This window comes from Gracilimonas amylolytica, from assembly GCF_002911695.1.
GTDB lineage: Bacteria > Bacteroidota > Rhodothermia > Balneolales > Balneolaceae > Gracilimonas > Gracilimonas amylolytica.
The window spans coordinates 1-21,979 of record NZ_PQBS01000026.1 but is presented as its reverse complement, the minus strand read 5'-3'; the positions used below and the strand labels follow the sequence as shown (position 1 = coordinate 21,979).

At 44.7% G+C, this 21,979-nt stretch carries 19 protein-coding genes; 13 read left to right on the top strand and 6 right to left on the bottom strand.

Going from position 1 to position 21,979, the window contains the following annotated elements; translation table 11 throughout:
• Nucleotides 1–28: 28 nt before the first annotated feature.
• The gene (locus C3B73_RS06100) at nucleotides 29–934 is read right to left on the bottom strand and encodes a sirohydrochlorin chelatase (protein ID WP_103664717.1); all 906 of its coding nucleotides are present in this window, start codon (nucleotides 932–934) and stop codon (nucleotides 29–31) included.
• A gap of 309 nt (nucleotides 935–1,243) precedes the next feature.
• The gene (locus tag C3B73_RS06095; protein WP_232803036.1) at nucleotides 1,244–3,400 is read right to left on the bottom strand and encodes an elongation factor G; all 2,157 of its coding nucleotides are present in this window, start codon (nucleotides 3,398–3,400) and stop codon (nucleotides 1,244–1,246) included.
• Nucleotides 3,401–3,645: 245 nt separating this feature from the next.
• Between C3B73_RS06095 and C3B73_RS06090 the strand changes: the two genes are divergently transcribed.
• Together C3B73_RS06090 and C3B73_RS06085 are read left to right on the top strand one after the other, a co-directional pair.
• Nucleotides 3,646–4,635 (top strand): asparaginase, encoded by a 990-nt coding sequence (locus tag C3B73_RS06090; RefSeq protein WP_103664716.1) that lies wholly within the window; start codon nucleotides 3,646–3,648, stop codon nucleotides 4,633–4,635.
• Between the two features lie 87 nt (nucleotides 4,636–4,722).
• The gene (locus tag C3B73_RS06085) at nucleotides 4,723–5,439 is read left to right on the top strand and encodes a ribonuclease H-like domain-containing protein (RefSeq protein ID WP_103664715.1); all 717 of its coding nucleotides are present in this window, start codon (nucleotides 4,723–4,725) and stop codon (nucleotides 5,437–5,439) included.
• 95 nt (nucleotides 5,440–5,534) lie between these two features.
• Here the strand turns inward: C3B73_RS06085 and ppdK are convergent, their stop codons facing one another.
• Complete coding sequence (ppdK, locus tag C3B73_RS06080; protein WP_103664714.1) at nucleotides 5,535–8,207, bottom strand: pyruvate, phosphate dikinase; 2,673 nt, start codon at nucleotides 8,205–8,207, stop codon at nucleotides 5,535–5,537.
• 286 nt (nucleotides 8,208–8,493) lie between these two features.
• Between ppdK and C3B73_RS06075 the strand changes: the two genes are divergently transcribed.
• From C3B73_RS06075 to C3B73_RS06045, 7 genes are all read left to right on the top strand, one after another.
• Nucleotides 8,494–8,799 carry a hypothetical protein gene (locus C3B73_RS06075; protein ID WP_198597296.1) on the top strand — a complete coding sequence of 102 codons (306 nt, stop codon included), beginning with the start codon at nucleotides 8,494–8,496 and terminating at the stop codon, nucleotides 8,797–8,799.
• Between the two features lie 76 nt (nucleotides 8,800–8,875).
• Nucleotides 8,876–9,373, top strand: coding sequence for a hypothetical protein (locus C3B73_RS06070; protein ID WP_103664712.1), 498 nt, complete (start codon nucleotides 8,876–8,878; stop codon nucleotides 9,371–9,373).
• Entirely contained in the window at nucleotides 9,374–11,617 is a 2,244-nt protein-coding gene (locus tag C3B73_RS06065) for a TonB-dependent receptor (RefSeq protein ID WP_103664711.1), read from the top strand.
• Between the two features lie 297 nt (nucleotides 11,618–11,914).
• Nucleotides 11,915–12,793: an LEA type 2 family protein gene (locus tag C3B73_RS06060; RefSeq protein WP_103664710.1), complete on the top strand. Its 879-nt coding sequence runs from the start codon at nucleotides 11,915–11,917 to the stop codon at nucleotides 12,791–12,793.
• 24 nt (nucleotides 12,794–12,817) lie between these two features.
• Nucleotides 12,818–13,276 carry a methylated-DNA--[protein]-cysteine S-methyltransferase gene (locus tag C3B73_RS06055; protein ID WP_103664709.1) on the top strand — a complete coding sequence of 153 codons (459 nt, stop codon included), beginning with the start codon at nucleotides 12,818–12,820 and terminating at the stop codon, nucleotides 13,274–13,276.
• Nucleotides 13,277–13,516: 240 nt separating this feature from the next.
• Entirely contained in the window at nucleotides 13,517–15,103 is a 1,587-nt protein-coding gene (locus C3B73_RS06050) for an amidohydrolase family protein (RefSeq protein WP_103664708.1), read from the top strand.
• Nucleotides 15,104–15,165: 62 nt separating this feature from the next.
• Nucleotides 15,166–15,672 carry a PepSY domain-containing protein gene (locus C3B73_RS06045; protein ID WP_198597295.1) on the top strand — a complete coding sequence of 169 codons (507 nt, stop codon included), beginning with the start codon at nucleotides 15,166–15,168 and terminating at the stop codon, nucleotides 15,670–15,672.
• Between the two features lie 106 nt (nucleotides 15,673–15,778).
• Here C3B73_RS06045 and C3B73_RS06040 read toward each other — a convergent pair whose 3' ends face one another.
• The 3 genes from C3B73_RS06040 to C3B73_RS06030 form a co-directional block, all read right to left on the bottom strand.
• Nucleotides 15,779–16,069, bottom strand: coding sequence for a type II toxin-antitoxin system RelE/ParE family toxin (locus C3B73_RS06040; RefSeq protein ID WP_103664707.1), 291 nt, complete (start codon nucleotides 16,067–16,069; stop codon nucleotides 15,779–15,781).
• The gene (locus tag C3B73_RS06035) at nucleotides 16,066–16,299 is read right to left on the bottom strand and encodes an addiction module protein (RefSeq protein ID WP_103664722.1); all 234 of its coding nucleotides are present in this window, start codon (nucleotides 16,297–16,299) and stop codon (nucleotides 16,066–16,068) included. Before C3B73_RS06035 ends, C3B73_RS06040 begins: the two co-directional genes overlap by 4 nt.
• A gap of 233 nt (nucleotides 16,300–16,532) precedes the next feature.
• Complete coding sequence (locus tag C3B73_RS06030) at nucleotides 16,533–19,124, bottom strand: M14 metallopeptidase family protein (protein ID WP_103664706.1); 2,592 nt, start codon at nucleotides 19,122–19,124, stop codon at nucleotides 16,533–16,535.
• Nucleotides 19,125–19,218: 94 nt separating this feature from the next.
• Between C3B73_RS06030 and C3B73_RS06025 the strand changes: the two genes are divergently transcribed.
• The 4 genes from C3B73_RS06025 to C3B73_RS06015 form a co-directional block, all read left to right on the top strand.
• Entirely contained in the window at nucleotides 19,219–20,193 is a 975-nt protein-coding gene (locus tag C3B73_RS06025) for a pyridoxal-phosphate dependent enzyme (protein WP_103664705.1), read from the top strand.
• Nucleotides 20,194–20,253: 60 nt separating this feature from the next.
• Nucleotides 20,254–21,075 carry a hypothetical protein gene (locus C3B73_RS06020; protein WP_103664704.1) on the top strand — a complete coding sequence of 274 codons (822 nt, stop codon included), beginning with the start codon at nucleotides 20,254–20,256 and terminating at the stop codon, nucleotides 21,073–21,075.
• A gap of 67 nt (nucleotides 21,076–21,142) precedes the next feature.
• The gene (locus tag C3B73_RS13920) at nucleotides 21,143–21,310 is read left to right on the top strand and encodes a hypothetical protein (RefSeq protein ID WP_157939438.1); all 168 of its coding nucleotides are present in this window, start codon (nucleotides 21,143–21,145) and stop codon (nucleotides 21,308–21,310) included.
• A gap of 24 nt (nucleotides 21,311–21,334) precedes the next feature.
• A partial coding sequence (locus C3B73_RS06015) for an IS1595 family transposase (RefSeq protein WP_103664703.1) occupies nucleotides 21,335–21,979 on the top strand: 645 nt, incomplete at its 3' end.

Here is a 21,979-nt window from a genome sequence, read left to right as displayed (position 1 = left end):
CTTGCAGGCTTTTTTATGAGCCGAACGTTCAGTTCAAGGCGTTTTCAACAGAATTGATCAGGAACGTGGAAAGCCGATCATCGGGTAGTAACGTTTTACCGCTCCATTTGAACTCGAGACCTTCCAGGCGTTGAGCCACCGATTTTTCCCGCCCGCCCGGTGACAGAAATACCGGAATGACGATCACTTCACCTGAGATATTGCCCTGTCTTACAACTGCCCGTAAATACTGCCTGGCTTGTTCGTGAATGGCTTCAGGGGCATCATCCCTAACTGTAAGTGCCATGATGTTTCTAAAACCGGGTAAGCCTTCATCACTTTGCTTTTGCTGAACCTGTGCAGCCAGCGATTCCATACTTTGAACCCATCCGGTGTTATCTTCCTCACCATTGGGTCCGTGAGCCGCTAACACGACCGTTTCATTTGCGGGATCTTCACTGAGACTCAAAATACGTTTCCTCAAAATATCTGCCACGATAGGATGATCATCCAGGGCATCGGTAAATTGCACCGGGGTATGGATCTCAATTTGCTTGAGCGTTGGAGGAAAGATCATGTTATGCATAAAATGGGAGTCATCCAGCGGAATCCCACTCATCTCCTTGAATTCGTCGGTGTAATGCATTACCGGCATTGGTTGATCTGCCAGCTCATCCCTAATTCCCAACAAATATTCTGCCTGCCTCAGAATTGGACTGTGTTTCGAAATAAATAACGGGATCACTATAATTTGATCAACACTTTTTGCTTCCAGGTTTTTAACCGCTTTCTGTAACGAGACAAAATTGGCCATGCCCCAGGCATATTCAACAGGATAGGTTTCAGTCAATGGTTTTGCGGCCTCTTTTACCATGTTATTCCAGGTGGTGCCCCCGCCATGGGCCATGATCAAAATTCCAATTCTTGATGAATTCTTTGGATCCGTTGCGCTCATTTCTTACTGCTTTAGCTGAATTGATGAATAATTATTTCCCTGAAAAGATACGAATTGAAAGAATTTTCTGAAGGGAGTTCGTCAGGTAATTTGATGTACCGAATTAACGGTTCAAATGGCATACAGGCGAGAACAGAACTATCACAAATGGTCTCTCAACCTAAATCAGGTTAAGACGGTACATAAAGCTCTCTCTTCGAAGATGAACCGTAATTATTCACCCGTTCACAAACATCGAATGATAGTTGCCTGAATTATACCGTTAAAAGACCACGACTCACTGACTGAGCCGTGGTTCAAATAGCTAATTTATGCTTCCTGAAGATTCTCTTTAACCACGCGCTCCTGCACCTCATGCGGAACCGCTGCGTAATGAGAAAACTCCCGGGTGTAGGTAGCACTCCCCTGCGTCATCGATTTGAGCTTGGTTGAGTAATGATCCAGTTCCTCAAGAGGTACATGGGCTTTGATCTTCTGAATAGAACCTTCTCCATCCATGCCCTGAATTTGTCCCCTTCGGGAGCTCAGGTCGCTCATGACATCCCCCATATAATCGGCCGGTACACTTACCTCGATCTCGTAGATCGGTTCCATAAGTTTAGGGTTCGCTTGCATAAAGGCATCCTTGAAGGCCATGAGTCCGGCTGTTTTAAAAGCTGCTTCATTGGAATCAACGGAGTGCATGGAACCGTCGTAAACGGATACTCTGATATCCCGGGCACGACACCCACTCATGGGACCATTCTCCATTTTTTCCATCACGCCTTTCAGAATGGCAGGCATAAACCGGGTGTCGATCACTCCTCCAACAATACAATTCTGGAAAACGAGTTTTCCTCCCCACTCCAGATCATGTTCCTGTACGTCACGGACCTTGAGATCATCCGGTGTGCTCATGCCATCTTCATAGGGTTCAACCAGCAAATGGACTTCAGCAAACTGTCCGGCTCCACCCGATTGTTTTTTATGTTTGTACTGAGCACGCACACCTTTCGTGATCGTTTCACGATATGGGATCTTGGGAGTGATAAATTCCACGTCCAGTTTGAAGCGGTTTCTGAGCTGATCTTCGATCACTGCAAGGTGCTCTTCACCCTGTCCGTGAATGATAACCTGACGAAGTTCCTGACTGTGTTCGATCACAACTGATGGGTCCTCGCGGTGGATCTGATGCAGGGCATGCCCAAGCTTATCTTCCTCTCCTTCTTTCTTCAGTTTTACAGCCGTTCTGATGGTAGTTGGAGGAAATTCAATGGGTTGAAGTTTCACCTCATGCCCTTTCTCGTGAAGGGTGTCGTTCACTTCACTGTCTTTCAATTTCACAACCGCACCAATATCCCCGGTTTTGATCTCAATGATCTCAATACGTTTATGGCCCTCAGTCAAAAACAGGCTTCCCAATCGGACCGAAGCATCATTCGAGCTGTTTACGAGATCCATACCCGGCCGGATACTGCCACCATAAACTTTGAAATAGATCAGGTCCCCTACATGAGATTCAGAATGGGTCTTGAATAGAAACATTACCGGCTTTCCATCCGGATCGAGTTTGAATTCATCACCATCAACCGTTTTAGGGGGATTACCCTGAAGCGGATTTGGGGCCACATCATCCAGAAAACCCATCACTCGACCAGTCCCCATATTTCTTGAAGCGGTGGAACAGAACAATGGAAAGATCTGTCCATTCACCAGCGAGATATGTAGGCCTTTCTCCATTTGCTCCTCATCCAGTTCACCCTGCTCAAAATAAATATCCATCAGGGTTTCATCGTTTTCAGCGATGGTTTCTACCAGCTCCTGATGAAGCTTTTCAGCCTGTGCTCTCATGGATTCAGGGATCGGCAGCTTATCAGGTTTACCCCCTTCTTCAGGAAATTCGTACATCGTCATGCGGAGCACATCTATGATGGCATGGAAATCCTGCCCTTCACTGTATGGAAACTGCACAACGGTGACTTCCTGTCCAAAATGCTCGCGGGCTTCATCAACCGTTTTCCAGAAATCAGACTGATCCGTATCCAGCTTGTTCACCACAAACATGGATGGTACGCTGTACTTTTGTACATAATTCCAGAGGGAATCGGTAGCAGTTTCCACCCCCTGCTCACTGTTAAGCACAAAAATAGCCGTATCGGCGATCCGTACGGCTCCTGCTACCTCACCTATATAATCCGAGGTGCCGGGTGTGTCAATTAAATTGATCTTATGCCCCCTCCAATCAAGATTCAAAAAAGATGAGTATATAGACTTCTGTTTTTCCTTCTCCAGTGGGTGATAATCTGATACGGTATTTTTTTCTTCTACCGAACCCCTGCGGTTAATTGCTCCGGCTTCGAAAAGCATCGTTTCGGCCAGCGTTGTTTTCCCGGAGCCGGAATGGCCTAACAGCACAACGTTTCGGATGCGGGTTGGATCATAAACTTTCATAGGATCTCCTTTTTTGCACTTTTTGATCTGCTGCATGATGATCACCCTGTCGAATCCATTCTAAACGATTGGAACGAGGTCCGGATCATCACGTATTTGATACCGGCTCTTTTATGCCGAAAACAAACAACTTAGCAGCAAACTTTAAGTGTGTTTTGTTGGAAACAGATTTTAACTTCTGAACGGGCAAACCTCCCGTGCAATAAATTCAATGAACAGTACTCATACTTCTTGAACAGTATGTGAAGAAATAAAATAATCGGAAGCTCGAATAAATCAACATGAAAAAGATACTGCTGATACAAACCGGTGGAACTATTGCCATGAATGCTAAAGGAGCCGGGGTGGAACTCGATCCCGAGGCATGGTCAAAGGTTCTTTATGAAGAAATTCCTGAACTGAGTGAGATTGCCGAAATAACCACCTTTCCCCTGTTTTTTGAAGATAGCTCTGACCTGAATGCATCCCACTGGATACAGCTCGCCGATTGTGTTGAAAATAAATACAACGAGTACGACGGCTTTGTGATCCTTCACGGAACCGATACCATGGCTTACTCAGCTTCTGCCCTTAGTTTTGGGCTAAGAAATCTAAGTAAACCGGTCATTTTTACCGGTAGCCAGCTGCCCATGAGCTCCATACGCAGTGACGCCCGCCGTAACCTGGTGAATGCCATTGAGCTGGCTACCATGGATTTCAAAGAAGTCGGGATCTGCTTCAGTGACGCTCTTTTCCGTGGGAACCGAGCCACCAAAATGAGTATTGGCGATTTCGATGCCTTCGGATCCCCAAACTTTACGCCCCTGGCCGATATCGGTATTCAGATCCAAACCCGGGTTCTTGATCAGTTTGGCTCAGGCGATCTTCAAAATCTGGCATCCTATTCTGATGAGGTTTTTGTTCTTACGGCTCACCCCAATTTAAATCCGGAATTCCTGGAAGGACTGAACCTGAGCAAGATCAAAGCAGTCATTATTCGTGGTTTCGGTAGCGGTAATTTTTGCATCAAGGGTACCTACAGCCTGCTTCCATTTCTTGACAAGTGCCGGGAACATGATGTGGTGGTGACCATTGTATCTCAGGCAGATTTTGACTCTGTTGACCTTACCCAATACACCGCAGGGCGTGCCGCTCTCGATCACGGCTCCATCAGTGGCAATGATATGACCCTGGAAGCGGCCCTTACCAAACTCATGTTTTTATTAGCACATTACGACTCCAAAACCGATATTGAAGCATTGTTCCAGAAATCCTTAGTCGGAGAACTCTAACAGGTGTTAGGTTTTAGTTGCAAGGGTTTAGAAAAGTATTGCACTAAATAACTAACACCTCATTTCTAACACCTAAAATCTAAATTGATGTTTTTCATTTTTGATCTTGAGACCATTCCCGATATCGACTTCATTCGTCAGGTCTTGAATGATCCTGATTCAGAGGAAGATAAGTTGCTTGAACGGGCCAGTGAAGAATTAGCCCGCAATGCCTCCGGCTTCCTCCCGCCAATGTATCACCGGATGGTTTCGTGGGTGGGACTCTGGATAGAGAATACCGGTGGACCCAAACAAAAGGTGGCCTGGAGCGGGGAAGATGAGAAAGAAGGTTTACTGAAGATCTTTGATGCCATTGGTACCTACAAGGACTTCGGTCTTATACATCATAACGGCAAGGGCTTTGACATCCCCGTTCTCACCTACCGCGCCATGAAGCACGGCCTGCAGATGCCCGTCCGTATGAATGATTATGATATCAGGTATCGCTACAGTAAGCACAATGTGGATCTGGTGGATGAATTTAGTAATTATGGAGCCAGTTCATGGCCCAAACTCAAACACCTTGGACAGCTGATCGGAATTCCATTCAAGCAAACCGGTGAGGGGAATGAGGTATTTGCCATGTATAAACGTGGGGAGCTCGATCTGATCGAGCATTATTGCTATGAGGATGTCATGGCTACATACATCGTCTGGCTCTACTTCGAATTCACGGCCGGACATATTCCCGAAGATCAATTCAACAACCTGCGTGACCGGGCTATGAGTAAGCTCGAAGAGATCCAGTCAGGTCCGCCCAAATAGACTTACATTCACTGTGCGTAAATATTCCCCAAAAAAAAGCAGGCAAGGGACTCACCCTGCCTGCTTCCTGAATTATGATTGACTAACTATCTGCCTTAGACTTCCAAAGCATTAGGTAATTCCTGCTCCTCAGTATTGGCTTGCTTTCTCAGCGTAGCCTGAGCGGAAGCCAGGTGAGCTACCGGAACTCTGAAAGGTGAACATGACACGTAATCCAAGCCGGTGTTGTACGCAAAATTAATACTGCTTGGGTCACCACCGTGCTCACCGCAAATTCCGATCTTAAGGTTCTCGTTGACCATTCGGCCTAAACGAACCCCTGCCTGTACCAGTTGCCCAACCCCTTCTTCATCCAGAACCTGGAATGGATCCTGACGCAGGATGCCTTTTTGAACGTAGGTTGGAAGGAATTTAACAGCATCATCACGACTGTATCCGAAGGTCATCTGAGTCAGATCATTGGTTCCAAATGAGAAGAAATCAGCTTCCTCCGCAATTTGGTCAGCCATGATAGCTGCTCTTGGCACCTCGATCATTGTACCCACTTTGTAGTCAAGTGTAACATCCTCTTTATCGAAGATCTTCTTAGCCACTTTGTCCACTACTTTGCGCTGATGTCTAAATTCCTCGACACCGCCAACCAGTGGGATCATGATCTCAGGCAGAACTTCCTTGCCTTCCTTCTTCAGCTCAATAGCTGCCTCGATGATTGCCCGGGCCTGCATTTCAGTGATCTCAGGATAGGTAATACCTAACCGGCAACCACGGTGTCCCAGCATTGGATTGAATTCTTTGAGCTTTTCAACCTTGTTGTGCAGCATTTCTGCTGTTACACCAAGTTCCTCTGCTACTTTTTCGATTTCTTCTTCTTCCTGTGGCAGGAATTCATGAAGTGGTGGATCCAGCAAGCGAATGGTTACTGGCAAGCCTTCCATGGCCTCAAATATTTCGATGAAATCCTGCTTCTGGAATGGTAACAGATTTTCAAGAGCGGCAACCCGTTCCTGCTTATCATTTGCGATGATCATTTTACGCATGAAGTTAACGCGGCCGGGCTTAAAGAACATGTGCTCTGTTCTTGCAAGGCCAATACCGACAGCACCATATCCGCGGGCTGCGGCTGCATCCTCAGGAGTTTCAGCGTTGGTTCTGACTTTCATTTCCTCAACTTCACCGACCCAACTCATAAAGGTTTGATACTCTTTGCCGAAATCAGGTTCTGTCAGTTCTTTTTTACCAAGAATGACCTGACCGGTGTTTCCATCCAACGAAATGAAATCGCCTTCTTTCACGGTCACCTCACCGTTTGTGAAGGAACCATTCTTGTAGTTGATCACGATATCACTGCAACCTGCCACACAAGGCTTACCCCATCCACGGGCAACCACAGCGGCATGGCTCGTCATACCCCCTCGGGAGGTTAAAATACCCTCAGCAGACGACATTCCACCCACATCCTCAGGACTTGTTTCAATACGCACCAGAATCACCGGATCATCAGATTTCTCGGCTTTGACTGAGTCGAATACCACTTTACCCACAGCCGCGCCGGGCGATGCCGGAAGTCCCTTGCCAAGTATTTTGGATCCATCATCCAGATCCTTGAACTGTGGATGCAGAAGCTGCTCAATATGCTCCGGATCAACCAGATCCTTGATAGCTTCTTTTTTGGTCAGAACACCTTCATTCACCATATCCACAGCGATCTTGACAGCTGCAGTACCGGTTCGCTTACCATTTCTGGTCTGGAGGATATATAATTCACCATCCTGAATGGTAAACTCTATGTCCTGCATATTTTTGTAATGAGCCTCGAGTTTTCTGGTGTGTTTCAATAACTCGTTATATTTCTCAGGATTTGCCTGCTCAAGTTCTTCAATATGTTTTGGAGTACGGATACCCGCTACCACATCTTCACCCTGTGCATTGATCAGGTATTCTCCATAAAGCTTGGCTTCTCCGGTTGCCGGATTTCTTGTGAAACACACGCCGGTTCCACTCGTTTCACCCATGTTACCGAACACCATGGCTTGTACGTTAACGGCCGTACCGATCAAACCATGAATATTACTGATCTGACGATATTTGACCGCACGGGCACTGTTCCAGGAATTAAAGACTGCATTCACAGCAAACTTAAGCTGTTCCATTGGGTCTTCCGGAAACATGTGTCCGGTATTCTTTCTATAGATCGCTTTATATCGCTCAGTCAGTTCTTTCAGATGTTCAGCATTCAGCTCGAGATCTTCTTCAACACCGACCTCTTTTTTCATTTTCTCGATCGCTTCTTCAAAATGCTCATGACTTACGCCCATAACCACGTCGCCAAACATATCTATGAATCGGCGGTAGCTATCATATGCAAAGCGCTCATTATTCGTCTTTTTAATAATAGCATCAACCACTTTATCATTGATGCCAAGGTTTAAAATAGTATCCATCATACCGGGCATTGAAACTGCAGCTCCGGAACGAACAGATATAAGAAGCGGATCATTTTCGTCCCCGAACTTCAGTCCCATTTCGGCCTCAACATGCTCAACCCCTTTCCTGATCTGCTCATCCAGTCCGTCTGGCCAGTTCATTTTATTATCGATGGTTGCCTTACATGCTTCTGTAGAGATAGTAAAACCGGGAGGTACCGGAATTCCAATGGTGCTCATTTCAGCGAGATTGGCACCTTTTCCTCCTAAAAGTTGTTTCATTTTACGGTTACCGTCAGTGTGCTGCTTTCCAAAGCGGTACACAAAAGTTTCTGAAAGACCCATGTCATCACCTCATTTTGTTATCATTTTTGAGAATTAGTTTCAGCTCCCAATAAAATTTCAGATCAGGTTTTGAAACGAACACTCAAAAAATGCACTTTTAATGTGAAGTAAATATGTAGCCCGGAAAAGCGCTTTTTGAAGCGGATCGACACATACTTTTAATCAATTATCAGCTTGAAATTCCGTATTTTAAATTGTGTAATAGTTAATGAATGCACACAATAATTAGCCTAACTTTTACGATTATTGGTTTGGTTTAAATAGTGTAGCTAATTTTTATAATCACGTGATATCTAAAAAACACATAGCGACTTTTTTCATGACACTTGGTGTGTTTGGGATGATGCTATCTATGAATCACTATCATAGTGACGGATTGCTTTGTGTACATCACGCTGAAGAACAACATTACACCGAAAATGAGCTTTTATGTCCGGTTGCAGGTCTCGTTGCCATTCAGGCAGATGATTCCTCAACCGACTATAATTTCCTGCTTCAATATCAGCAAACCCTGATCGATGTACAGGAATTACTTCTTAGCACTGAAGTTCACAACTCCCTGCTTGGACGTGCCCCACCTACCTTGATTTAATTCTGAAAGCTTGCCTGTCTCAGCTTTTCGATGACAGGACAAACCTATTATTATTCAAATTAAATCATAAAGACCTATGAAAAAGTATAACCTATATTCGGTATTAAAGAACGTTTTTGTATTACTGCTATTAGTAACTGTAACGGCATCCTGCTCTAACTCAGCTTCTTCTGAGGAAGAAACTCACCCTGAAGCAGTCGGTGTTGTACTCTATCTGAATGGTGATCTCATAGTAGAGAAGTATCCCGGTCAGGATCTCATCAACAACTTTCCAACAATAGATGAGGGAGACGAAACCGCCTTGATCAGTACTTTATTTATTGATGAGGATGGTAATGAGTTCATTCCAGATGAACCGGAAGTATCACTCGGTTTAGAGATATCTGACACAAATATTATCGAAATCGAACAGCACGAAGGGGAACTCTGGGAGTTTCATGTTAAAGGACTTCAGGCCGGAACCGCTACTCTGACCTTGCAGCTGATGCATGACGATCATCCCGATTTTGAAAGTCCGGCGATCGAAATTGAAGTGGTGCAATCAACCGCAGCTAAACTATCAACAGGCAATTAATTGAGATATTTAGCACTCACATTTCTGTTATTGGCAGGAGCTTCCCTATCCGGGAATGCTCTTGCTGAGAACAGATACACCCTATCCGGCACCATAACTGATGCCGAAACAGGTGAACCGGTTTCCTTTGCTTATGTTCACATCGAGGAGCTTAACCGCACCGTTGTTGCGGACACTGATGGGTATTACGAATTAAAGAATGTACCTGCCGGTAATTTCACCCTCACCATACACCGGATCGGTTACCGGACTCAAACCAAGGAAATTGCCGTTAAGGAAGCCGATGAAACAATTGACATCGTTCTTTCTTCTACTGTACTTGGATCTCAATCCATAGAAGTGATCGGCCAAAATGATAGGAATGTGGAAGGGTCCAACCTGGAACATGCCTCCAAAAAAGTATTCGGGACCGAACTCCGTCAAAATCTTGGAAACACACTTTCACAGACCTTAGCCAACCTGCCCGGTTTTGATGAACGTAAAATGGGTGGAGCCCCCGGCCGGCCGGTAATCCGTGGTCTTGGCGGTGAACGTGTATTGATCCTTCAGGATGGTATGCGTTCCGGGGATGTTTCCTCACAATCATCTGATCACGCTGTAACGATCGACCCAATTTCTGCACAGGAAGTGGAAATTGCACGGGGTCCCCAGGCACTCGCTTACGGGGCTAATGCGATCGGTGGAGTGATCAACGTGGTTCGAAATCAAATCGCAAGCAGCAGCCCTTCAAGAACTACCGGAAATGTTACCCTAAATGGTGAAACCGTCAATCAGGGTGTCTCCGGAGCCTTAGACCTCACGACTCCTTTAAACGATGTAGTTTTTAGTCTCAGTCTCAACGGACGTACTGCACAAGACATATCCACCCCTATTGGGCAAACTGAAAACACTTACTATCGATCCACCAACAACGCACTTGGTGTAAGCTGGATCAGGGACTGGGGATATGTTGGTGGTGCTTTTAGCAGTTATTTCAATAATTACGGGATCCCACCTGACCCGCAAGGTCATCCGGAAGGTGTGGATATTGAAATGGAAAAATTTCAGTACGATCTGAAATCAGAAGTGATCCTCAACCATGATCTCATCAACGTTTTGGAAGGCTCATTTTCACTCAAAAACTATACTCACAAGGAAATTGAATCGAGTGGTGCCCTTGGTACCCAATTCGGATTGGTCACCACGAATGCCGAACTCAAAGCCAGACACGGTGAGCTTGGATTCATTGACAAGGGTGCGTTTGGGATCTGGGGTGAGATGGAAGACTATGCCATCATCGGGGCAAGTACACCCGATGCAAACAGTTACAAACTGGCCGCGTTCCTTATTGAGGAAGCCGATTTTAATAAACTCCACCTTGAAGGCGGATTGCGTTTTGACTGGGTTATGAATAAGCCCGTTGAGGATGAGCCCAACTCTGTAATAGGTTTTATCCGGGAACGAAGTTTTCCTGCCTTATCAAGTTCATTTGCGGCGATCTATTCTCTGAGTAGCCAGGTATCTTTTGGTACAAGCCTGCTTCACTCATTCCGTGCTCCATCCCTCGAAGAATTGTATTCTGAAGGACCACACCTTGCTTCTTACTCTTATGAGATCGGCAATCCTGAACTGGATCCCGAAAGAGGTCTTGCAAAAGAATTATTCCTGCGTTATCAGCAAACCAAGGCAAATGCTGAGTTTACGGTCTTTCATAACAACTTCAGTAACTATCTCTATGCCAGAGATACCGGTGAGCCCAACGACCGGCGACCTGACCTGAATAATTACCAGTTTGTTGGTGAAGAGGCAGTACTCTATGGAGCTGAATTATCCGGTGAATTTATCCTGAGGTCTAATTTTGTACTGAATGCCTCCATGAGTTATACCCTGGCAGAGAGAAACGTATCCGAAAGCGAACAGCAAACCACGGGATATAACGATGATACCCGTCCACTACCCATGATCCCCCCTTTAAAATCCAAGTTCTCCTTTAAATACAGTAAAGATGGATTTGAGCTGGGTTCGCGCGTGCGATTAGCCGCAAAACAAGACCGAACCGGGGAATTTGAAACCTCAACAGAAGGATATACCCTTCTTGATGTATTTGCCCAATATCGCCTGGATGGTGGCAAACTGTTGCACACTTTTTCTCTGAACGCAAACAACCTGTTGAATCAGGAATATTATGACCACCTCTCGCGAATTAAAGACCTGCGTCCCGAGCCCGGATTAAACATCAGCTTGCTGTACAGGGTCTACTTCTAACATTGTTCATATTCGGAAAAAGAAAAAGCCCCGGAAGGTTCAGTACCGGGGCTTTAGTTTTCAGCTTTAAGGAGTTAGAATCGACTAACTGTTAGGGTATAAACATTAATCTCAACTTTAAAGCTATATACAAGAGTGTAGGTTTAATGATTTGTTACAATTTTTTCTAAAAACCCTCAATTAACCCAGTTTGAATCATCTAATTTCATATTTAGGCTAACTCATTAGGCTTAGCAGAAACATTTATTTACCTTTAGGATCATACGTTATCCTATCAAATTAATAACCGGAGAGAGCATGAAACCTGCTGGAACACAATACTTTAAAACTTTTAAAATTGTTTCGTTCTTTATCATCATAGCTTTTTTTCATTCCTGTGCACAACTGAACGAGCTTACTAATATCAGCAAGCCCTCTGTATCAGTAGTGGATATGAATATAACCGGTATGACCTTACAGGATATCGAACTCACGGCTGATGTTGAGGTTGAAAATCCAAATAGCGTAGGGGTTGACCTTAGTTCCTACAGTTACTCCCTGGATGTTAATGAAAGTAACTTTGTATCAGGTAGCGAACAGCGCGGGTTAAACATCGGGGCAAAGAATAGCAGCGTGGTTCAGGTTCCGGTTACCCTGACATTTTCTGAACTGCTTCAAACCTTCCAAAGTATCAGGGATCAGGATGAATCTGATTACAAGTTTGCAGCCAGTTTTGGTTTCGACCTGCCGATCTTAGGCACCGTAGAGGTTCCTGTGGAATACTCCGGAAAGATCCCGGTAGTGAAACAACCAAGTATTTCACTGGCTAACTTTTCGATCGAAAGTTTATCCATGACCGGAACTGATCTGCTGGTTGAACTCAATGTTCAGAATCCAAATGCTTTTCAGCTTATGGTGGATGATCTGAATTTTGACCTGGAAGTTAACGGACTAAGATCCTTTTCAGGGAATATCAGTGAAACCATCAATATTGACAGCAAATCGGCTCAGACCGTGAAACTCCCCTTCAATATCAGCTTCCTGAACGCCGGTATGGCGGCCTATCGCCTCCTGAACAGTGACGAGGACCTGGACTACAAACTATCAGGCTCCACACTGATCGGTTCAGACCTGCCATTTTTCAAGAAGTCTAACTTTAACTTTGATAAGTCAGGTTCAGTCGATATTCTTAAGTGAATATGAACCTAATTATTTACTTCATTGACCTACGTTAGCTACTACGAAAGTCCCATTGGTTACCTCCGTATCCTATCGAACGGCAAAGCGATCAAAGAGATCAAATTTATGGATTCAGATGGCCCTGAAGATCCTGATATCCATACAGAATCTGCCCGCACACAACTCCGGGAATATTTTGATGGCATTCGGGACTCCTTTCAATTAGAACTCGCCCCTGAAGGCACTGAGTTTGAACGCTCGGTCTGGCAACAGCTGCTTGAGGTCCCCAACGGCACCACCTGTACCTATGGTGATGTCGCCAAAAAGATCGGCGATAGCAAAGCCTCACAAGCGGTGGGAAGAGCTAACGGAAAAAACCCTATCGCCATCGTGATCCCCTGCCACCGGGTTATTGGTTCAGACAACAAACTAACCGGCTATGCGGGTGGACTTGAACGTAAGGAGTGGCTCTTGAAACATGAAGGGGCGCTTCTGCTGTAATTATCTGCTAATAGTAAAACAAATAGATCGCTGTTTTCAAAGAGATGACAGGGTAGATATTAACCACGTTCTACGCCGATAATTTGGAGGGTAATTCTCACGAATGCCGGAGTCTTTAAGCATACATCACACCATCTTTCTTCTTAAAGCCAAAGTATCTAACTAATTTTTACGGACGGAATGAACCGATAGTTGTACATTCCGAACATTCAAGTTCCTAACTAAAACCAATCCAATACCATGAGATCTCTGAAGATATTAATATTCTTTTTCACTGTTGGTAGCCTCAGCGCTTTCGCACAAATGCCGGATGCTCCGGACCGAACTGAAGGCGACGGGCCCCACGAACGATTGATCATACGCGGGGTTAATTTGATAGATGGAACCGGATCGCCTGCTACCGGACCTGTAGATATTTTGGTTGAGGGGAACAGGATCGCTTCAATCCGAACGGTTGGTTATCCCGGACTTCCGGTCAACGAAAACAGACGCCCACAGGCCGATGAGAATACAAAAGTGTTAGATGCAGAAGGGATGTACCTCCTGCCCGGCTTTTTTGATATGCATGCTCACACCGGGGGAGGAGCGCAAGGTACCACTCCCGAATATGTTTATAAGCTTTGGTTGGCTCACGGTATCACAACCATTCGGGAACCCGGTTCAGGAAATGGTATGGACTGGACATTACGCCATAAGGAGATGAGTGAAAAGAACGAGATAACAGCTCCGCGGATCTCTGCATGGATCAATTTCGGCTCTAATTACGGGGAGCAAATAACAACCCCTGAACAGGCTCGTGATTGGGTGAAAATGATCGATGAGGCCGGTGCAGACGGGATCAAATTTTTCGGAGCTTCTCCTGAAGTGTATGCCGCTGCTATTGATGAAGCCAACAAAAGAGACCTGGGTACCATGACTCATCATGCACAAACCCGCGTGGTATATAACAATGCACTAAAATCTGCCCGACTTGGGGCAACGTCACTTACTCACTGGTACGGACTTCCCGAATCTCTTTTCGAGGATCGTATCATTCAGGATTACCCTCTTGATTATAATTACAACAATGAGCAGCATCGTTTTGAGGAAGCCGGAAATTTATGGAAGCAAGCAGCTGCGCCGGGTTCTGAGAAATGGAATGCAGTCATGGATGAAATGATCGAGCTGGATTATACGATGAATCCAACTTTTACCATTTACGAAGCCAACCGGAACCTAAGTGCTCAGCGGCGAGCCGAATGGCATGAAAAATATACCCTACCTTCTCTATGGGAATTCTACCAGCCCAGCAAGATATCCCACGGTTCCTACTGGCTGGAATGGGGAACCGAACAGGAAATTGCATGGAAAGAAAATTTCAGGATCTGGATGCAGTTCATTAATGAGTATAAAAATAAGGGCGGACGGGTCACGCTCGGATCCGATGCCGGATACATCTACAAACTCTACGGCTTTGGATACATTCAGGAAATGGAGATGATGCGCGAAGCCGGATTCCATCCTCTTGAGATCTTTCAGTCAGCTTCTCTTAAAGGAGCCGAAGTTTTAGGGGTTGATAATGAACTCGGAACCATTGAAGTAGGTAAACTGGCTGACATGGTGATCGTAGATGCCAATCCCATGGAAAACCTTAAAGTACTATACGGAACCGGAGCCATTTACGTGAATGAGGATAATGTACCTGTTCGTAAAGGAGGAGTTCGATACACCATCAAAGACGGTATCGTTTTTGATGCCAAAGAACTGCTAAAAGACGTCGCCGAAATGGTAGAAGCAGCCAAAGCTGAAGAGAATTACAAAATTACCCAACCGGGACAGGATTGGTAAAGGAATAAATAACGTGAGATTATGAGCTGGAATTCACAGAGGGATCTTAGAAAAATCCACAGATGGGGAGGCGCACTATCGCCCTCCCTTTTCTTTTAGTGTTGATCACGGGCTTATTCCTGCAGGTCAAAAAAGAAGTAAACTGGATACAGCCTCCTTCGCAAAAAGGTGTCTCAACGATCCCTTCGATCAGCTTTGATGAGATACTCACAGCTTCCAAAGAAGTACCTGAAGCTGAGATATCCACTTGGGAAGATATCGACCGCCTGGATGTTCGCCCCGACAAAGGTATTGTTAAGGTAAGAGCCGTGAACCGATGGGAAATTCAGGTCGATGCCGAAACCGCTGAGGTCTTGCAGGTAGCCTATCGAAGATCCGAATTATTTGAATCGCTGCATGATGGCTCCTGGTTTCATGATTCAGCAAAACTGTGGGTATTCCTGCCCTCCGGCATCGTTGTAACCATACTTTGGATCACCGGTATGTACCTATTCTTTGTCCCCTATTTAGCCAAAAAGCGAAATAAAAGGAGGCTGGAAGAACGACGGGCTGAGGGTACAAACATTTAAAAGCTTGGGTACTTTAGTTTCTGAAATAGTGAAATTATTTCCTTTAAAACAGCAATTCATCAAAGTTAGTCCACAACAGATTATAATCGCCTGATTTTATCCAAGGTCATTTTCTTGATTCCCAATAACCCGGTTTTCGTTTCAAATGCTTGACTGCAGTAATTGTGATAATAGTTTCTGAAACGTCGTAAATAATTTCAAAAGGGAAACGTACCAATAAAATCCTTCGATCAGATTTTGTAAGTAAAGATCCCGATTCTGGATGAGCTAATGCCTGAGCTATTGCTTCTTCTACCTCATCAAGAAATTCAGCCCCAAGCCCATTAGCTTTTTCTTCATAATACTGAATGGAACTCATTAGCTCTTTTGCTGCTTCAGGATGATACTGAAATGTCATTTTTTTAGAAATTCTCGAGCAGCCTCATGAACTTCTTGACCTGAAATTGGAGAAACTTTCCCCGACTGGATCTCAGCTTTTCTCACCTTGATTTCATCCACCCAAGCTTGTTCGATATCATCATCAATTTGCTTATCAAGACTATCAATAAGCTTTTTGGCTAATTTAGCGCGGTGATTTTCGTCTAACTCTAAAGCAGAATGCTGAATCTTTTTATAATCTGTAATCATAGTTTTGGTGACTATTTCGAACTCCAATCTATTGAAAAACCAACAATTCTGACAATTATTTATTTAACGAAAAAAAATCATCTCTTTATGCTTTGAATCCATACAACAAATATTGTGGATAGCTCAAACAAAAAAATGGTCTTACAGAATATATTCCATAAGACCATTTATAATTCTTTAATTCAAAGCAGAATCATACGTATAAAAACGTGAAATCCTGTTTTTTCTGTGATTTAGAATCCGGGCAATAACATCACGGCATTTTGAACCATACGGCTTGGGCCAACCCAGAACATGCGATATTGTGTGTTATCAAGCAGGAAGACTACTTTTCCACTTCCCATATTTTGCACGGCTGCAAAGGTTTTGCCTTTGGCATTTTCACGGTTCTCCTCCGATGCATACCCGGAAGCCAATACCTCTCCTTCTTTCACGTAGTATCCGACAGACTGCAGGGAGGCAGATGGCGTGAGGGCATCGGTGCCAAACTTCAAGGAATACAACTGATCAGGTAATCCAAAGGCAAGTGGATTGGAGTTATCCACTTCGGCTTTAAAGGCTGAACCCGGAATTCTTTCCAGCCCAAATACGTCTTCGCGATCTTCATAGCGGGTGTAGTCCTTTTCATCCACCTCTGCACTGTCTTCTTCTTCAGCTGTAAAGAGTTCTACATTCGTGAAACCGGACCGGTCTTTGGTGAGCCATGAACCGCTGCCTTCCGTACCTATCAGCACCCCTCCGTTTCGAACCCAGAATTTGAGATCTTCGATCTGTGCATCATTCCACACACCGTTTAATCCACCCCAGGCTCCGGGCATCAGGATCACATCATATTCGGCAAGGTCAATGCGGTTAAAGCTCCCGGAGCGGATACGATCTATACCAAATTCAGTCCACTGATCGAACAAAAACCAAAGCTGCCCGGCTGTATATGAACTGAATGGTGAATCGATCATTAAGGCCACTTTGGGCTGTTTAACCGGCTCACTGTCACCGGAGGCCAGATCCATTCCTGCATCCATACGGCCGGTATCAAATCCTTCCACTACTACCTCAACGTCATCAATCAGTTTTCGCATGTCTGCCGCGATCTGATCTCGTTTCTCATAATTCCGTCCAACTAAAACGATCAAACTTCCTGCGGTATATTCCTTTCCCTGATAGGTAAAGGTCCGCCCTGCACTCCTCACGTTGTAACCCATATCCCAAAGCTTGGCTAAAGCTTTCGGAGCATGTCGCTGTTTCCAGTCTATTACATAAGCGTACTGTGCATTTCCATTTTCAATGGCCGAAGGATAGCTTAATTCTTCGGTTACCTGTTCAGTTGATGCTCCCACACTGTTGGTGGTCCAGGCTGCATCCAGATTATAAGCCAGAGGCACTGACCAGGTGGCCATATCGTACATCACGGAATCCTCGATCTGCAGCTGATTTCTAAACAGCGTGTTTATGAACAGATGCTTGGGCTGATCCGTCTTTATAATGAAATCACCGGCTTCAAAATTTTGGGTTGAAGAACTTCCATCCCAATAACTGAAGGCATTGCGTTGGTTGAAATTCTCTGTGGCACGCTCTATCTGAACGTTATGCTTCATCAGCATATTCACTACCTGATAAGTAAAATCATTGGCATTGTTCTTTAGGATATATGCCTTTGTATTCCCCCTTTGGGTAGTTTGCGATACTGAATTTTTAAAGTATTCCAGAAGCCCTTCTTTGTTCTCCACCGCCGTTTTTACAATCGACACGCCATTGATGTAATGATCAAAGGCTCGTTGTCTTAAGGTGAGTACGTAACCGTCATCGGTGGTTACAGCGCGACCACCACGACTGTGTCCACCCTGCTCCGCCAGCATTCCGATTCCGCCCATCACGCTTGGGTAAGAGGAACCATAGCCCGGATAAAAGAAATCGAACGCCTCACGCGTAGCGTAATTCAAGCCCGCTTTATCAAATTCTTCGCCGGCTCCCCTTCCAAATTTATCTGACCAGCTTTCGTAATCGTCTGGCAGTTCCTTGTTACGCGGAGTGGTACCCGGCATCAGGAAATAGTTGTTATTGAAACCTTGCTCGTGGAAATCCATGTGCACTTGTGGCATCCAGCTTTGGTATGCTGCAATACGTCCCTGCGATTCAGGATGAACCAGCCACACCCAGTCCCGGTTCAGGTCGAACCAGTAATGGTTGGTACGACCTCCCGGCCAGATCTCATCATGTTCCAGGTCATTGGCATCGGTATTCAACACGTTGGCCTGAGATGATTTATACCAGTACACATACCGGTCACGGCCGTCAGGATTGATCATGGGATCAATGATCACCACGGAGTTATCCAGCCATTCAGCTGTTTCACTGTCAGACGCAGCAACCAAACGATAGGCCGTCTGCATAGCAGCCTCACTGCTTGATGCCTCATTACCATGCACATTATAACTCAACCAGACCACCACCGGTTTATCATCTGTTGAGGCAGATTCCGGATTATTTGCCAGATCCAGGTTCGAACTCCGGATCGACTCAATATTTCCCATGTTTCCTTCTGAACTGATCACTGCATAATACAGGTCACGTCCTTCGTAGGTGGTACCATATTTATGGAATGATAGCTTGTCAGATTCTTCATCCAGTTGTTTGAAGTAATCCATGATCTGATGATGGAAGGTATATTCCGCCCCGATCTCATATCCGAGGTATTCCTGAGGTGAGGTGATATTTTGATCATAATTCAGGTCCGGATGAAACTGAAAGCGTTCAAAGGCATCCTGTTGGGCAAAAACCTGAAATGAGGTTAATAAAAATGTAAAAAGCGTGAGTAGGATCTTCATATCAAATGATTGAGGTTAACAGCTAACTTTGAGTGATGGAGCCCCAAAATAATGCTATTTTATTTAGAGTAAAGTAACACAAACCTGTAAAGACATGCAGAAAGTTAAAATTATGAAAAATACTCCCCTTACCCCCACTTTTGATGATATCAAAAAGGCTCATGCCCTCATCAAAAAATATGCGAACCGAACTCCTGTCTTTACCAGCCGCAGTGTAGATGAAAGAGCCGGAGGTAAGATCTTTTTTAAATGTGAAAATTTTCAACGAGTGGGTGCTTTTAAGTTCCGGGGAGCCTGTAACGCGGTCTTTTCACTGAGTGACGAGGAAGCTCAAAAAGGAGTGGCTACTCACTCATCCGGTAATCATGCACAGGCGGTTGCACTTGCTGCCAAAATGCGTGGGATTCCTGCTTTTGTAGTGATGCCTGAAAACGCTCCGAAAATTAAAGTTAAAGCCGTTAAGGGCTATGGTGCTAAGATAACCTTCTGTGAATCCACTCAACAAGCCCGGGAATCAACCCTTGAAGAGGTGGTTAGTCAGACGGGAGCAACCTTTATTCATCCCTATGACGATACCCGCGTTATTGCGGGACAGGGTACGGCGGCCATCGAGTTACTGGAAGATCACCCTGATCTTGATATGATCCTCACCCCTGTAGGGGGAGGCGGATTATTGAGTGGAAGTTCGATCTCAGCCAAGGCTATAAAACCTGATCTCTCGGTGATCGGAACCGAGCCTGAAATGGCCGATGATGCTTTCCGTTCATATAAATCCGGCAAGCGTATCCCGGTTCAAAACCCTGACACCATAGCGGATGGACTAAGGACCTCACTGGGAGAATTGCCCTTTTCCATCATCACTCAAAATGTGGATGATATTGTAACGGTAAGCGAGGAATCCATCAAAGAATCCATGCGATTTATCTGGGAACGCATGAATATGATCATAGAGGCATCTTGTGCAGTACCAGTATCTGCAGTTTTTGATGAAAAAGTGGATATCAAAGGAAAGAAAGTCGGCATTATCATCACCGGGGGTAATGTAGACCTGGATAATTTACCGTGGTAAAAAAGTGATTTAGTGAAACATTCATCACAATTTTTACGTCTTTAGAAAAAACTTTTACTCATGTCACAAAAAAATAAAAACACCCCATACTCATTCGAATCAGAAGTTGATGGTCATATTGATTATGATCCCAATTTCAATCTTGATGCCTACATCAGTAAAATGAGTCGAAAAGGTAACCAAGCTGACATTCAGCCGATTGCTGAAGATGATGACCGATCACAATTCAAGAACGCTGTTCTCATATTCCTTGTCTTTGCCGCATCCTACCTATGGATCAACGACTGGAGTGTAAGTCAGGCCTGGAACAGCATAGTTGGCGGAGATGAAGTCTCGGCCGTTACTGCACCTGAAGCTCCTTCCATCGATATTCCCACGATACCTGCCATACCCGATAACCCAATGGCACCGGGTGAAATGAGATCAGAAGGGTTCACTGAATTTTTATCGGCTGCTTATGCAAGCGGTTTGGATCAATACTACAGTAACATTGGTCTTCAAACCATGTATGAAGCCGGGGTTTCCCATGAATACCTGAATCAGTTAACAGAAGCGGGTATCACTGACTTATCATTTCCGGCCGTCATCGCTTTTCATGAATCTGGGGTTACTTTGGAATATCTCGATCAACTTAAAATATCCGGTTTCTTGGATGATCTATCCTTTCCTGCCGTAATTGCTTACTACGAGAGCAATGTTACCATGGAATACCTCAATGGGTTAAATGAAGCGGGTTATTTGCAGATATCATCATTTCCAGCGGTCGTTGCATACTTTGAAGCCGGAGTGACTCCGGAGTTTCTGGATCAACTCAATGAAAATGGGTTATTACAGCAAATGAGTTTTCCGGAGGTAGTCGATGCATATGAGGCTGATAATTGATCGGTGAATCTGCTTAGTTTTTTTGGATTCATTTTCCTATCTATAAGCAAATTAAAAGGTGTTACAAATGGATAGTGAAATTCTGACCTGGATATTCCTTATCGGTGGAATACTCCTGATCTTACTTGAGGCAGTATTACCCGGTGGCGTAGCCATTTTATTGGGCTTAAGTGGTCTGGGTGTGGGCATACTCAGATATTTTGGTTTGGGTCTTATGAAGTATAGCATGTTATAAAATCTTGTAACATATTGCTATACAATGAATAACAAGTATTATAAACGGTCACATATTTCAGAAGCTAAATTTCGGCATCTGATCAAGTGTTTTTCGTTAGATTTAACCGCAACGGAAACGGCTGAGTTAACCGGCATTTCATTGCGATCGGTTACCGTGATCTTTGACAAACTGCGCCATCACATCGCTCGATGGTCTGAGCAATCGGCTCGGATCCAAGGCATCATTGAGGTTGACGAGTCTTATTTTGGTCCACGACGAATTCCTGGTAAACGAGGACGAGGAGCTTCGGGTAAAACCATTGTCTTTGGCATTTTCAAACGTAAGGGCAAAGTCTATACCGAAATTGTCCCTGATGCAAGAAAAAAGACACTCCAGTGTATTATACGTGGAAAAGTGGCCCCGGCCAGTGTGATTCACAGTGATGGTTGGCGAGGCTATAATGGCCTAGTGGATGTGGGCTATGACAAACATTATCGTGTTCAACATGGCCAGGATGAATTCGCCAATTCCTCGAGTCACATTAATGGCATTGAATCTTTTTGGAGTTATGCCAAACGCCGGTTGGCTCAATTTAATGGGGTATCGAAATCTCATTTTTATGTGTATTTAAAAGAAACTGAATATCGCTTTAATCATCGAAATCAAAACTTATACAAGATCTTACTG

Excerpts from the sequence above, each read along its gene's own strand:
- C3B73_RS06100 (WP_103664717.1), bottom strand. The coding sequence starts at position 934 with ATGAGCGCAACGGATCCAAAGAATTCATCAAGAATTGGAATTTTGATC.
- C3B73_RS06095 (WP_232803036.1), bottom strand. The coding sequence starts at position 3,400 with ATGCAGCAGATCAAAAAGTGCAAAAAAGGAGATCCTATGAAAGTTTAT.
- C3B73_RS06090 (WP_103664716.1), top strand. The coding sequence starts at position 3,646 with ATGAAAAAGATACTGCTGATACAAACCGGTGGAACTATTGCCATGAAT.
- C3B73_RS06085 (WP_103664715.1), top strand. The coding sequence starts at position 4,723 with ATGTTTTTCATTTTTGATCTTGAGACCATTCCCGATATCGACTTCATT.
- ppdK (WP_103664714.1), bottom strand. The coding sequence starts at position 8,207 with ATGGGTCTTTCAGAAACTTTTGTGTACCGCTTTGGAAAGCAGCACACT.
- C3B73_RS06070 (WP_103664712.1), top strand. The coding sequence starts at position 8,876 with ATGAAAAAGTATAACCTATATTCGGTATTAAAGAACGTTTTTGTATTA.
- C3B73_RS06060 (WP_103664710.1), top strand. The coding sequence starts at position 11,915 with ATGAAACCTGCTGGAACACAATACTTTAAAACTTTTAAAATTGTTTCG.
- C3B73_RS06050 (WP_103664708.1), top strand. The coding sequence starts at position 13,517 with ATGAGATCTCTGAAGATATTAATATTCTTTTTCACTGTTGGTAGCCTC.
- C3B73_RS06045 (WP_198597295.1), top strand. The coding sequence starts at position 15,166 with ATGGGGAGGCGCACTATCGCCCTCCCTTTTCTTTTAGTGTTGATCACG.
- C3B73_RS06040 (WP_103664707.1), bottom strand. The coding sequence starts at position 16,069 with ATGACATTTCAGTATCATCCTGAAGCAGCAAAAGAGCTAATGAGTTCC.
- C3B73_RS06035 (WP_103664722.1), bottom strand. The coding sequence starts at position 16,299 with ATGATTACAGATTATAAAAAGATTCAGCATTCTGCTTTAGAGTTAGAC.
- C3B73_RS06030 (WP_103664706.1), bottom strand. The coding sequence starts at position 19,124 with ATGAAGATCCTACTCACGCTTTTTACATTTTTATTAACCTCATTTCAG.
- C3B73_RS06025 (WP_103664705.1), top strand. The coding sequence starts at position 19,219 with ATGCAGAAAGTTAAAATTATGAAAAATACTCCCCTTACCCCCACTTTT.
- C3B73_RS06020 (WP_103664704.1), top strand. The coding sequence starts at position 20,254 with ATGTCACAAAAAAATAAAAACACCCCATACTCATTCGAATCAGAAGTT.
- C3B73_RS13920 (WP_157939438.1), top strand. The coding sequence starts at position 21,143 with ATGGATAGTGAAATTCTGACCTGGATATTCCTTATCGGTGGAATACTC.